Source organism: Flavobacterium sp. (assembly GCF_036741995.1).
GTDB lineage: Bacteria > Bacteroidota > Bacteroidia > Flavobacteriales > Flavobacteriaceae > Flavobacterium.
In genome coordinates, this window is record NZ_DAINRG010000057.1 from 1 (window position 1) to 13,782 (window position 13,782).

The window sequence follows — 13,782 nt, forward strand, 5'->3', positions numbered from 1 at the left end:
TTTTGAATGAAAAACTTCACCTTCAAAATCCCCGTTTTCTTTAGTATGTCTTCTATCAGTAAGTGTAATGGTGATTCCTTTGTTCAAAAACGAAAGTTCACGCATACGACCCGCTAAAGTATCATACGAAAACTCTAAAGTTTGGGTAAAAATAGTAGCATCCGGTTTGAAGGTAACGATGGTTCCTCTTTTGGTAGTTTCCCCAATTTGTTTCACCGGATACATTGGTTTCCCTCTTTCGTACTCTTGTTCGTAAACTTTTCCGTCGCGGTTAACAATGGCGCTTAAATGATCGGAAAGTGCATTCACACACGAAACCCCAACACCATGCAAACCTCCGGAAACTTTATACGAATCTTTATCAAATTTACCACCGGCACCGATTTTGGTCATTACCACTTCCAAAGCTGACACACCTTCTTTCTTGTGCATGTCTACCGGAATACCACGACCGTTATCTTCAACCGTAACCGAATTATCTTCATTTATGATTACACTTATCGTATCACAATGTCCAGCTAAAGCCTCATCGATAGAGTTGTCTACCACTTCATAAACCAAGTGATGCAAACCTCTAACTCCGGTATCTCCAATATACATGGAAGGACGCATTCTTACGTGCTCCATCCCTTCTAAAGCCTGAATACTATCAGCTGAATAATTGTTCTTTTTAATCTCGTCGCTCATATAAATTTATCGTAAAAAATGTAATTTTTGTCTAACGAGCAAATATACAAAAGCACATAGGATTTCCTATCCCAAAACGATGTTAAAAGCCTTAAGTTATTAACATTTTTGGCATTATTTCAACAAAAAACGCTCCCCAAAAATGAGGAACGTTTTTAACAAACAAACTAAACTTCAATCTAAGTTCAAGTGGTCACACCTGACTTTGCTATTTCAACATCCGCTTGCACGTGAGCCGCGTTGGCTCTACCGCTCGGATCTTGATTTTCCTGCCATTTTGGTATCCATTTGCGCACGGTTTGTGCCGCACTGACCTGTGGATAGTATTTATGGAAAATAGTTCTGTAAAAATAAGCTTCTTTCGTTGCGGGAGTATTGTAAGGAAACTGTTTTGCAGCCCCTGCCATTTGCTCATCCGTCACTTGCGAAGCGCAATATTCAATTAATTCGTCAATCCAGTTGTATCCTACTCCGTCTGAGAATTGTTCTTTCTGACGCCATAACACTTCATCCGGAAGATATGGACTCTCAGGCGTATCGAATGCTTTTCTTAAAATGTATTTTTCTCTGCCTTCATAGGTCTTTGGCTGTTTTTCTTCGCCTTTGATTAACATAGCCACATCTAAGAAAGCCTTGTCTAAAAACGGCACTCGGGCTTCTAATCCGTGAGCCATTGTTGATTTATCGGCACGAAGCAAATCGGCAGTGAATAATTTTTGTACTCTTTCGATAGTTTCTTTGCTGAAATCTTCGGTAGATGGTGCGTTTCTGAAATACAAATAACCTCCAAAAACCTCATCAGCTCCTTCTCCGGAAAGCACTACTTTGATTCCCATATCCGTAATCGCTTTGGACAAGAAATACATTGGCGTACTGGCTCTCACCGAAGTCACGTCATACGTTTCCAAATGCCAAATCAATTTGTCTAAAATTTCGATTCCCTGTTCTACCGAAAAATGAATTTCGTGGTGTTTGGTTCCTAAAAACTCAGCTACTTTTCGGGCCGCTTTGGCATCCGGTGCCTCAGCATCTAATCCTATAGAAAAGGAGTGCAATTCTTTGCCTTTTTCTTTTAATAAACGAGCCGCAATGGAGGAGGTTAAAGAAGAATCCAATCCTCCTGAAAGCAATACCCCGATGGGCACATCGCTCATTAATCTTTTTCTGGTGGCTTCAGTTAGTGATTCTCTTAACAAAATGTAATCCACCTCTTTATCGGCTTTGGTGAAATCCTCATAGTCCGGTGTGTAATATTTTACAAATCCGGTTTCGGCTGTGTAATAATGTCCCGGAGGAAAGGTTGAAAATGTTTTGCATTGATCGGCAATCGGCTTCATTTCGGAAGCAAAATACATTCTACCACGATCATCCACACCATAATATAAAGGCTTAACGCCTAGCGGATCACGACCGGCAATATAGTCATCGCCATCAATCACCACGAAAGCAAAATCACCATCCAATAAATGCACAAAATCGTATCCGAATTTCTCATACAAATGCACAATTACTTCTGAATCTGATTTAGAACGAAACGTGTGGTCTTTCAAAATCGTATCTCTCAATTCCTGATGATTGTAAATTTCGCCATTGTGCACCATCCAAGCGGTTGAGCAACCTTGAATAGGTTGTCTTCCTGAGTGTAAATCGATAATAGACAAACGCTCGTGGCTTAGTATGTGTCCGTTTTCGGTAACATGCATATCGCTTTCATCCGGGCCACGGTGTGACATTCTTTTGGAAAGTTGTTTTACCAATTGTTCGTCTTTCCCTTTTCCTATAATGGCTAATATTCCGCACATAATCGTATTCTTTTAATTCTTGTTTCATTTATTTGATGAAGCAAAAATGCTGTATTCATTTCAATACAGAAACTAAAAAGAAGTAATTAGTTATAATTTATAACTAAAAATAGAAATAAAATAAAATTATGAAAGTACAAATAGCAGAAACGACAGGTTTAGCTTAGAAAATGTTAATCAACGCTTTCAATCCGATAGGATTTTCCATTCAGTTCAAAAGAATAATCCACCGAATTTCCCATTAACTGACTGCCCAAAGGCGATTGAGGGGAAAGCGCAAAGACGGTTTTGGTATCAATAACAATTTTTGGCAAAGCGGCGCTGATGAAAAGCAACAATCCATTGGCCTGAACCAAACTACCCAAAGCCACTTTTTGATGTACTGCAGTAGCATCAATTTTATCTAAAATGTTTTTCTGCTCGAGGATTTCTTTGAGTTTGTGGTTGAGTTTTTCCTGTTCCAAATGCATCATCGAAAGCGCTGTTTCATGCTTATCGCCCGCCGATCCTTTAGCATCATTCTGGGCATCGACTGTCAAACCCGAAATCATGTCCTGAAACACGTCAATGCGGTCCTGAATAAGTTCTTTGTAGCGATGAAGTACTTGTTGTTTGAGATTCATTTGTATTGAAATAAAAAATCCTGTAACGCAAAGATAACGCTACAGGATTGGTATTTTAAAAAATTGGAATTAAAAATCAAATTTATAACTCGCGCCACCCATGATTTGCAATCCCTGCACCGGGTAGTTTAACCAACGTTGGTAATCCTGGTTTGCCAAGTTGTTTCCTTTTAGGAAGAATGTCAAACGTTCGCTGTATTTGTAACCAACGTGTGCATTCAAGTCGAAATAGCTTTTCAACGTAACAAACTCATCCGGATAAGGTGTAGTTACTGAATACTGTCTGAAAACATCTTTTCTTTCGCCAACGAAGAACAAGCTGGTACCGGCGTACCATTTTGGCGTAATCGTCACATCCAAATTGGTCGAAAGTTTAACACTTGGTAAATTCCAGGCTTCTTTTTGCACATCGGTAGTATAACTGCTAAAGGTACCGTTGACACCGAAAGACACATTTTTGGAAAAATCGGCTTTCAATTCGCCAAAGAAACTCACGGTTTTAATATTGTCATACACTACGTCAAACGAATTGGCGTAAGCGTAACCATCGGTATTGGCATTGAAATAATCATAGCCATTGCTTTTGAAAAGCGGTTTATTTTCTTCGTTTTTATAAGAACCACGAATGTTATAGCTGATACTGCTGGCCAGTTTCCCTTTTAAGCCGGCGTAGATATCATATTTTTGATCCGTTGGAGCTACTCCCAATGTTGGCGACACAAAGAAATTTTCCTGAACAAAATCGTGATAAGAATTCTGCTGCAACGAACCTTCCAAACCAGCATAGAAAATCATCAAATCACCCACCACTTTATACGAACCGGTCACTTGCGGATAGATGAAAAACTTGTTTTCTCCGGCTTCCTGCGCAGCACTGTAGAAGAATCCAACTCCGACATTAACCGTCAAATCATCTTTGTGGATTTTAATGCTTGGCTGAAAACCAAAATTGGTAAACCCATATTTATAAGAAGCTCCACCAAAATAAGTCTGGTCAAAAGAACCCCCGATATAATCCAAGACAAAATCGGCTTTTATTTTTTGTTCAACAATGTCAAATTCTAAAGAAGGTTTGGCCACAAAACGATTTTCGGCTGAGCCATAGGCATCCCAAAAACGGCTGAATTTCAACGAACTTTCTTTTAAGAAACTGTCGCCCAAAGCCAATCTTCCGCCAAGATACAGCGTATAATAAGTTTGCTGCTCGTTAATCGCATCCGTAGTGGCTTCATCAAAAATACCCGGATAAATTCCGTACCAATTATAGATTTGGTGCTTATAGCCAAAATCGGCATTCCACGACATTGCTTTGGTTCTGCTGCCATAGGTTAAATCCAAAGCCGTGTTGAAAAATTTATCATCCAGAGCCGTGTCTTTGATTCCTCCTTGCGAAGAGCTGTGGCGCAACATGCCACCAAAGTAATCGGTATTGCTGACATTCTCTGTAACGAAAAGTTCTGCATTTACCGTTCCGTAATTTCCGGCGGCTAATGTCACATAATTGCTGAAGATTTTTTCTTCCGGCGATTTATCTACATTGGCGGCTTTTCCTTTGGATGGCGTGAACGTAGAAGCTACCGGGAACGAAAAAATATTGTATTGAATATTTTCTTTTTTCGAAGTTTCTTCATCTTCTAAGGTTGGTGTTTCTTTTACTTTAAAAGCATCCGAAATACTGGGTGTATAAGGCTTCACTACATTTACTACTTCGGTACCGATGTTATCGTCTTGCTTTTGGGCAAATGTCTTGGTGTAACCCGTCAAAAGTAAAACCGCTGCTATGCTATATTGAAATGTCTTTTTCATACTGTTTATTATTTCTCGATTGACGAATTCGTTTTAGAAATTTCTCCTTTGATCGTATCTAATTCCGCTTGGGCTTCGGCTACTACATCTGTATAAGTAGCAAAGTTTTTAATCACACTGTCCAAGATGGAAGTGGCGCTGAAATTGTCCTTCATTTGGTAATAATTCTTAGCCATCACGATTAATCCTTTGGCTCCAAAATATTTATAGCCCGAATAGTCTTTGGCTAACTTCTGAACCGTTTTATTCGAATCTTCATACTTGCCGTCTTTGTTTTTGAAATAAGCATCATAATACAAAGCTTCAGCCGCTAATTCTCCTTTGGCAATCGTTAGCAATTTGGCGTAAGCCACACGCGCTTTAGCTTCATCATTGGCTTTGATGGCCGAACGGGCTACGATAATCTGCGCATCACTTTTCACTTTATTATCCGTTTTTGGATTAGCTAAAACCTTATCAGCGTAGACAACGGCATTGGCATAATCCTTTTGGTCATAATATGCCCGCATTAAATTGGCTTGCGCAAACGTTACGTTTTGTGGAAAATCAGCTTCGGTTTCCAATCGTTTCAATACCGGAACGGCTTTGGTGTAATCGTCTTTTTTCAAATGAATTTCGCACAAACGCGCCAAGGATTGCTCGGTAAATTCGTTTCTCGGTTTGCTGATTACATATTCATAATTACCTACAGCATTGCTTTCCAAACCATCGGCATAATAGGATTGTGCCAAATAGAAATTAGCTTTCAAGGCATGAATTCCGTTCGGGAATTTCGAAACATAGCCGCTCAAACTGGAAATAGCTTGTTTGGTATTGTTTTGCAGATATTGTTTTTCAGCCGCTTCGTACGTATCGTTATCCAAATCAGCATCAGACACTTCTACGAAATCCAACGTTCTTACCCAAGCGGCATATTCATCCACTTTTCCGTTATCCATATAAATCAAACGCGCGGTGGAAACTGCTTCTAAAGCTTCCGGAGTTCTTGGATAATCGGCCGCTACTTTTTTGAATTTGGCTATAGCCAAATCATCTTTTTGACCATTGTAATACACCAACCCCTGACGCAGAATCGCTTTAGAAGCAAACGAACCGTTTTTGAATTCGCTCAACAGTTGGTCGTAGGTTTTGATGGCTAAATCGGTTTTGTTTTCGGTAACATAAGTGTTTCCTAGCTCAAACAACGCATCATCGCGATATTGCGAGGTTTTAAAATTTTGCAAAAACTTATTGAAGTCTTCTATTTTCTTGTCATTTCTGGTTACAAATCCATAACTCAACGCTTTTTGGAAGGCCGCATAATCAGCGTCAATGCCTTTCATTTCGATGGCTTTATTGTAAGCATCCATCGCTGGCCAGTATTTGGAAGTGACAAAACGTGAATCTCCCAAACGCAGGTAAGCATCATTCAAACGCACTTTGTCGTCTTTGTTGCCATCGATAAAACTTTGGAAATAATTCCCGGCTTGGTCGTACTCTTTTTGTTTGAAATACGCATAAGCAATGTTGTAATTGATGTTCTTGTATTCCGGGGTGTTCTTGGCTTCGGACGAACCCACAAACTGTTTGAAACTCAACAATGCCTCATTGAAACTATCCAAACCATACTCGGTTTCCCCTTTCCAGAATGTGGCTCTGGCGGTAAACTTTTCGTTTCTTGGCGTGGCAATTGATTTTTTGAACATGCCCAAAGCTTCTTTATAATTACCATCGGTGTATAATTCAATCCCGCGGTAGAAGGTTACTTTTTGGTAGGCCGGTTTGTTCTCTTGCGAATTGCTTTTTTCTAACAATGCTAAGGCATCTTTGTAATTTTTGGAAGTGATATACGAGTTGATTGACAAATTCTCGATTTCATTCTTGCTAGTCGAATTGGGGTATTTTGCCAAAAACGAAGACAAAACATCCGGTACACTTTGGTAAGAGTTTCCAATTTCGTAGCTCAATTTAGCATAATTCAGATTGGCATCTTCCTGAATCTTTTTGTCAAAATCCATTTCGGAAGCGCTCTTAAAAGCGTTCAGTGCCTGTTGTTTTTTATCGGTTTTGAAATAACATTCACCCAAATGATAATACCCATTTTGCGCTACCGAATCTTTACCATCAATGATTTTGTTGAATTGCAAAATCGCATTTTCATAGTCTTTTTGTTGGTAATAAGTGTAACCCAATTGATAGAAATCGGTGTTGCTCCACTTTCCTTTTTTGCCTTTGTATTCTTTTAAATAAGGCAGGGCTTTATCATATTGTTGCAAATTGAAATAGCTTTCGCCAATGATTTTATTCAGCTCTGATTTCTCGGAAGCATTGGATTTAGGCATGGCAGCAATTCCAGCATCAATCGCTTTTTGGAAATCGCCCGATTTGAAATTCATATCGGCTTTGAAATAAGACAGTTTATCCGAGTATTTTTCTTCGCCTTCCACCTGCTGAAAATACTTATTGGCTTCCTGATACTTATCGCCTTCATAGGCCATAAAACCTAAGTAATACTTAGCTTGAGAACCGTAGTCTTTAGAATTTTCTACTTTGTTAAAATAAGTGGTGGCGTCCTTTTTATTTCCGGCTGTGAAATAGGCATAGCCTTTTTCAAAAGTAAACTTATCCAAATCCTCACTGGTCAGCGCGCTTTCATCCACTTTATCGAAATACTGCAAGGCCTGTGGAAATTTACCTTGTTCAAAATAATACTGCGCTACTTCGATATAAGCCTGATTTTGCTTGGAACTCGTTGGATAATCTGCTACGAATTTTTCCATCAGCTCATCGGCATTGCCTTGATTCAAATGAATGGCGCAATTGGCAATGTAGTAAGCACAATCGGCTTGTACGTCCTGATCTTTGTTGTCTTGTTTGGTTCGTTCAAAAAGAATTTGAGCCGATTGGTATTGCTTGTCTTTATACAACAAAAACGCTTTATCAAAATCGGATAAATTATGAGTATAAATGGCCGACTGTTGCCCCGAAACCTTTGACATTCCTGCCATCCACAGCAGAAAAAATAACATTGAAACTCTACGCATAGTTTTTATTTTTACTTATCCAAAAATAGTACCCTAGATACTATAACGTAAAAACTGTGCCATTTATTATAAACATTCTTTTAAACAATTGCCGTTTGAGGGCTTTAAATCCATTAAAACAATACATATCAACGCTTTAAAAGTTCTTTTGAATCATTTATATTTAAAAAATATTTTGGAGCTTAATTTATTTTGTACAGAAGCGATAACTTATTACTTTTACCCAATAAACAAAATTACTCATGTCACAAACAGTTTTATCTTTAAAAAACGTTACGATTTATCAGGAAAGCAAAGTGATTTTATCACAAGTAAATCTTGAAGTCAAAGAAGGCGAATTTCTTTATATCATTGGTAAAACAGGAACCGGAAAAAGTAGTTTTATGAAAACTTTATACGGTGATTTGGTACTGACAGAAGGCACCGGAAACATCGTTGGCTATGATTTGGCAAATTTAAAAGAAGACCAGATTCCGTTTTTGAGACGAAAATTAGGCATTGTATTCCAGGACTTTTTATTGCTGCCCGACAGAAGTGTGAATGAAAACATGTTGTTCGTTTTAAAAGCTACCGGCTGGACCGACGCTGCATCGATGCAAAATAAAATTGATGAAGTACTGGAAAAAGTGGGACTGAAAGGAATTGCCAAAAAAATGCCGCACCAACTATCGGGCGGAGAACAACAACGTGTGGCGATTGCCAGAGCTTTATTGAATGACCCTGAATTAATTTTGGCCGATGAACCAACCGGAAATCTTGACCCGCAAACCAGTGCCGAAGTTTTAGCTGTTTTGAAAAAAATCAACGAAAACGGAAAAACCGTAATCATGGCGACACACGATTATGCTGTGATTATGAAATTCCCTGCCAAAACGTTGAAATGTGAGGACAATACCATTTTTGAAGTCGTACAAAAAACGGTTTAAGCTATTTCTCTTATTTTCGATTTTCCGCTAATGAATTTGGCCAAAAGCAGTATCACAAAAGGGAACGTAACTAAGTGAAAACGATCACCTTGACCGCAGGATATTCCGGATAAAATTATAATATACAGTATAAAAAAGGATACAAAAAGGTATCCTTTTTCTATTTTATTTCTTTTGATTATAAAGAAAACCGAAAGCAAAACAGCCAACACTGTAAAGAATCGGTTTTGCCATTTTGTGATGGCGAACATTGTATTTTTCCAAAAAAGAAAATTGGCTTTATTGGCTTTATTCTTCAAATCTTCGATGCAGGCATTTCCGGTTTTTGAATTCTCAATGACATCTGAAAAATAGGCTTTCACAAAATTGGGAAAGTTGGTTTTGATTTGGTTTTTCAAATCGGCTGAGGCCACTTTTTTTTGATCGGTAAAATCCAAACTAAACAAATATTCCGCTCTTGGATTGTTAATTTGATGGTATTCTTTTCCATTTTTATAACATTCCGCTTTGCTGCAAATATAATTGTGATAGGTAACCCCATCAATATAACTCAAAGTAAAATCGCCATACTGAACCCGCATTCCCACTACCTGAATGACAATCATCAACCAACTGCCGTATAGCAGAATCATGCTTTTGGATTTGTAGTTTTTAATGATTTCCTTACTGAAATACAATCCGAAAATGATGGCCAAAAACATAGCACCAGGCTTGACCAACATACTTGAAAACACTATAGCCAATGACAATGACAGGCACCAAAACTTTTCTGTTTTATAGTATTGGAACAAAAAATAAAACACCAAAATCATCAAAAAGACAAAGATGTTTTCGGTCAGTAAATGATAATTTAAAATAATATTTCCGAAGATGAAAAAAGGAAGAATCGCAAACCCAAAAGCCGCTTTTTCCTTGAGAAAATTTTTTAAGATTTCGAATAAAAGCAGTGAAGTACCAAGCCAACAAAAAACATTCACTACAAAACTCCAACGAAAAATCCCGGCATCGGAACTACCAAACAAATAAGGGATTCCGGTGATAAAAGCCATTACCATAGGACGATAATAATGTCCGGTAAATTTGTGATACATCTTTTGCGCCGACTCCAAATAATTAGAACAATCCGGATAAATCAATGTTTGCTTATCCAATTGCAATAAAAAATTCAGCGTTTGCAGGCAACACAAACCTATAAAAATGATGAGGAAATGGTATTTATATTTTGCTAAAAAGAGTTTCATTGGTTAGGGTTGTCTTTCTTGTAAACATGGGGATTTTCTTTAACTCCTTTTTTGAAAATTTTACGCAAAGTCATTCGCAGTAAAGTGTCGAGTTGCAACACTACGTCTGAGAATTTATGCTCTGGTCGGCCACGAAAAGAAGTCACATGAAATCGATCCGATTCCAATAAAGGGGATTCCGAAAAATAATAATTGGATACACAACGGCGATACCCGTCAAATGCTACGGGTGAAACGGAATGCAGCGAATTGCTATGCGTTTCCATAACTACCAATCGATTAAATTTACTGTGAATCGTAAGCGGCTTTTCTTTCAAACCATTGGGCCAGAGTTCTAAATTTCCACCATATTCTTCTTTCCAATTGGGTGTGACATAATATAACAAATTCAACACACGCCACAAATGGCGGTCTTTATCATGCGAATTATCCAAATGCGGATTCAGAAATTGATTGTTACCCATCATCGAAATGCCGCCTGCATAAAGATTTTCATCGGGAATGGGATTTTTGATAGCGCAAATTTCACCAATCACTTCCACTACTCTTTTATCCTGAAAGGCATAGATTATTTCTTCCAAAAGCGGGTGGTATAAATTCATCTGGGCCGCAACATACTTGTCTTCGCGCAGGCTTTTTTTCAAAACCATAGCTTCCGGTTTTGGAAAAGCTTCCATGATTTCTATGGCCATCTCAGTAGGCAATACATCATCGAGAAAAAAATTACCAATGCTTGAATCCGAATTTTGAAACTGTGATTTCAAAGTTTCTTTCTGCTCGTGGAGCTTCTCAAAAATCAGCGTGGCTAATTCTATTCGGTTCATAAGGTTGTATTTGTGAAAAAAACATTTTCTTTGTAAATATATTATTTAATTCTGTTTTTTGAATGATTTCAATCCTAATTCCAAGCTATAACTACAATACTTTGCCCTTGGTGGAAGCATTGCACAGTCAAGCTACAACGGAAAATATTGACTTTGAAATCATTGTATTAGATGACGCATCACCCATAAACGAAAACACGGAAAGCAACACCAAAATCAATTTGTTGAAAAACTGTCGGTTTGAGCGCAACGAAACCAATCAAGGACGCGGAAAAAACAGAAATACATTGGTTTCAAAAGCAACATTTGAATGGGTTTTACTGATGGATTGTGATACGTTTCCAAAAGAAGATACGTTTCTGAAAAACTATATCCGTTACATTAAAAACCAAACCGGAAAAGCAGTTTTCGGCGGTATCATTTACCACAATGAAAAGCCAAAAGCCGAGGAAGTTTTACGCTGGGTTTTTGGCAAAGGTCGCGAAGAAATTCCTTTAAAGAAGAGACTTTCTGACCCTTACAGCCATGCTTTGATTTCAAACATTCTGATCCAAAAGGAGCTCTTGCTTTCCTATCCTTTTGACACCACAATTTATAATTATGGCTATGAAGATTTTGTATTTATTTTTGAATTAAAAAAACAAACCATTGCCATTGATCATATTGAAAATCCGGCTTATCATTTAAACTTGGAAAAATCGGCCGTTTTTCTTGAAAAATTCCACAGTTCGTTGCAAAATTTAAAATATGTTTTGGATGCCAAAATCATAGAGGCCAAGGACACTTCGTTGACAAAAACCTATGCCCGATTGGCAACATTTAGATTGGTAAAACCGTTTGCTTTTTTGTTTCAAACTTTCGAAAAAACATTTGTTGCCAATTTACTTTCAAAGAATCCTTCCCTATTTGTATTTGATCTTTACCGATTGGGTTATTTTTGTGTACTAAACTCTCGCTGATGCCTTATTTCTCTATAGTCATACCCGTTTACAACAAAGGAAAATTTGTGACAAACACCCTAAAAAGTGTTTTGAATCAAACCTTTACTGACTTTGAAATCATTCTTGTAAACGACGGTTCAACCGACGACAGCGAAGCTAAAATCTCTGCCTTTCAGGACAACAGAATACAGTATTTCTCCAAGAAAAATGAAGGTGTTGCCGTAGCACGAAATTTCGGAATTGAAAAAGCCAAGGCAGATTACATTTGCTTTTTAGATGCTGATGATTTTTGGCATCCTAACTTCTTAGAAGTGATGCAATCCTATACACATCAACTTCCTGAACAAAAAGTATTTGCCTGCGCCATCGAAACGGAAACCAAAAACAACAGTTTTCCCGCTCAGTATTCTATACTCAAAAAAGCTGATTTTGAAGTGGTTAATTTCTTTGATGCCAGTCAAAAAGAATGTGTGCTTTGGACCTCGAGTACTGTCATTCACAAAAGTGTTTTGGCAACGGTGGGAACTTTTGACACTAACATTAAAAAAGGAGAAGACACCGAACTTTGGATTCGCATTGGATTGCAATTCCCTATAGTTTTTATTTGGCAGATTTTGGCAAAATATGTTTATGATGACAGCAGCATTTCCCGCAATCTGAATTATTATTTTGAAACTTATACCTTCAATAAATACGCTTCTTTGGAAACCAAAAATCCGGACTTGAAAAAATACCTGGACCTGAATCGGTTCTCAGCCGTTATTAAATGTAATGTGAATGGGGATTACAAGTTGGCTAAAGAAATTTATTTGGCTATCGATTTGAAAAAATTGCCTTGGAAAAAAATCCTGTTACTACAATTGTCGCCTCCAGTCCTAAAAGTATTGATACGCTTAAAAAGTTTTTTGGCCACTATTGGCTTAGGAAAGACTGTTTTTAGATAGTTTAAAAGCTTCAAACTTTCGGATATAATCGGCTTCGTCAAAAACTTCGGAAGCGACAACAAGACAAACTGAACTTGAAGAAAAATTCTGCAATTCACGCCAAATACCATTAACGATTAACAAACCTACATTGGGTTTATTCAAAGTAACAGTGCGTTGCTCTTTCCCGTCATTTAGAACTACATCAAAACTGCCGCTCAATGCCACTAAAAACTCAAGCTGATTTTTATGGGAATGTCCGCCCCGTTCAGCACCACTAGGCACATCATACAAATAATACACGCGTTTCATTTCAAAAGGAAGCACATCGCCTTCAATTACGGAAAGGTTACCACGTCTGTCGTGAATTTTCGGAATTTCAATAAGTTGGATGTCGTGTATAGTCGTCATTAGGCTTCTATTACTTGTTGCCATTGCTGCGCAAGGATTGTCAAAGATAAATGTTCTACGCTTTTCTTGGCATTATTTTTACAAGTTTGATACAACTTTTCATCAGTTGCCATACTATTTAGCGCATTAGCCAAAGCGGCTACGTTATGATTTTTGACTAATAAACCAGTATCCATATTTTGGATAATTTCATTTGGACCGGTTGCACAATCTACAGAAACAACAGGAATTCCGGCCGCAAGTGACTCCACGATTGTCATTGGAAATCCTTCAAAATAACTGGTTAAAACGGTGCAACGGGCGTGTTGAATGTAAGGAGTAATATGAGTTTGAAAAGGCAAAATTTTGACACTATCCTCCAATTTTAATTCGGCAATTTTGGCCAATATAAATTCTTTACTCGAGCCATCTCCAATAAGCAGCAATTGCGTTCCGTTTTCGTAAACTTTGGAACTCGCAAAAGCATTTAAAAGCAAAGTGAAATTTTTAACTTCTTCTTCCAATCTGCCAAAAAACAGCAAATATTTTTCGGGAGCATCACCAGGCTTTTCATACTGAATTTCTGGAAAAACTAT

12 protein-coding genes are annotated in these 13,782 nt (G+C 37.9%); 3 read left to right on the forward strand and 9 right to left on the reverse strand.

Features of this window, described 5'->3' with window-relative positions; genetic code table 11:
* The 5 genes from V7D82_RS12110 to V7D82_RS12130 form a co-directional block, all read right to left on the reverse strand.
* Positions 1-687: ATP-binding protein (locus V7D82_RS12110; protein WP_333601241.1), on the reverse strand; the 687-nt coding region annotated here is incomplete at its 3' end.
* Between the two features lie 185 nt (positions 688-872).
* Positions 873-2,489: an asparagine synthase B gene (gene asnB, locus V7D82_RS12115; protein WP_333601242.1), complete on the reverse strand. Its 1,617-nt coding sequence runs from the start codon at positions 2,487-2,489 to the stop codon at positions 873-875.
* Between the two features lie 173 nt (positions 2,490-2,662).
* Positions 2,663-3,112 carry a hypothetical protein gene (locus tag V7D82_RS12120; RefSeq protein ID WP_333601243.1) on the reverse strand — a complete coding sequence of 150 codons (450 nt, stop codon included), beginning with the start codon at positions 3,110-3,112 and terminating at the stop codon, positions 2,663-2,665.
* Positions 3,113-3,181: 69 nt separating this feature from the next.
* Positions 3,182-4,918: a TonB-dependent receptor gene (locus V7D82_RS12125; RefSeq protein WP_333601244.1), complete on the reverse strand. Its 1,737-nt coding sequence runs from the start codon at positions 4,916-4,918 to the stop codon at positions 3,182-3,184.
* An 8-nt stretch (positions 4,919-4,926) separates the two neighbouring features.
* Complete coding sequence (locus tag V7D82_RS12130) at positions 4,927-7,941, reverse strand: tetratricopeptide repeat protein (RefSeq protein ID WP_333601245.1); 3,015 nt, start codon at positions 7,939-7,941, stop codon at positions 4,927-4,929.
* Positions 7,942-8,183: 242 nt separating this feature from the next.
* On the opposite strand from V7D82_RS12130, the gene V7D82_RS12135 reads away from it, so the two are divergent.
* Positions 8,184-8,867, forward strand: a complete 684-nt coding sequence (locus tag V7D82_RS12135) for a cell division ATP-binding protein FtsE (protein ID WP_333601246.1) — start codon at positions 8,184-8,186, stop codon at positions 8,865-8,867.
* Here the strand turns inward: V7D82_RS12135 and V7D82_RS12140 are convergent.
* The gene (locus tag V7D82_RS12140) at positions 8,864-10,108 is read right to left on the reverse strand and encodes a hypothetical protein (RefSeq protein ID WP_333601247.1); all 1,245 of its coding nucleotides are present in this window, start codon (positions 10,106-10,108) and stop codon (positions 8,864-8,866) included. The two genes, V7D82_RS12135 and V7D82_RS12140, sit on opposite strands and share 4 nt — an antisense overlap.
* Positions 10,105-10,932, reverse strand: a complete 828-nt coding sequence (locus tag V7D82_RS12145) for a 2OG-Fe(II) oxygenase (RefSeq protein ID WP_333601248.1) — start codon at positions 10,930-10,932, stop codon at positions 10,105-10,107. The genes V7D82_RS12140 and V7D82_RS12145 overlap by 4 nt, the downstream gene beginning before the upstream one ends.
* 62 nt (positions 10,933-10,994) lie before the next feature.
* Between V7D82_RS12145 and V7D82_RS12150 the strand changes: the two genes are divergently transcribed.
* Together V7D82_RS12150 and V7D82_RS12155 are read left to right on the forward strand one after the other, a co-directional pair.
* A complete protein-coding gene (locus V7D82_RS12150; protein ID WP_333601249.1) occupies positions 10,995-11,891 on the forward strand; it encodes a glycosyltransferase family 2 protein in 897 nt (298 codons plus the stop codon).
* Entirely contained in the window at positions 11,891-12,817 is a 927-nt protein-coding gene (locus tag V7D82_RS12155; protein WP_333601250.1) for a glycosyltransferase family 2 protein, read from the forward strand. The genes V7D82_RS12150 and V7D82_RS12155 overlap by 1 nt, the downstream gene beginning before the upstream one ends.
* On the opposite strand, the gene V7D82_RS12160 is transcribed toward V7D82_RS12155, so the two are convergent.
* Together V7D82_RS12160 and V7D82_RS12165 are read right to left on the reverse strand one after the other, a co-directional pair.
* Positions 12,794-13,207, reverse strand: coding sequence for a sugar 3,4-ketoisomerase (locus V7D82_RS12160; protein ID WP_333601251.1), 414 nt, complete (start codon positions 13,205-13,207; stop codon positions 12,794-12,796). The genes V7D82_RS12155 and V7D82_RS12160 overlap by 24 nt on opposite strands.
* A partial coding sequence (locus tag V7D82_RS12165; protein WP_333601252.1) for a glycosyltransferase occupies positions 13,207-13,782 on the reverse strand: 576 nt, incomplete at its 5' end. The genes V7D82_RS12160 and V7D82_RS12165, both read right to left, overlap by 1 nt.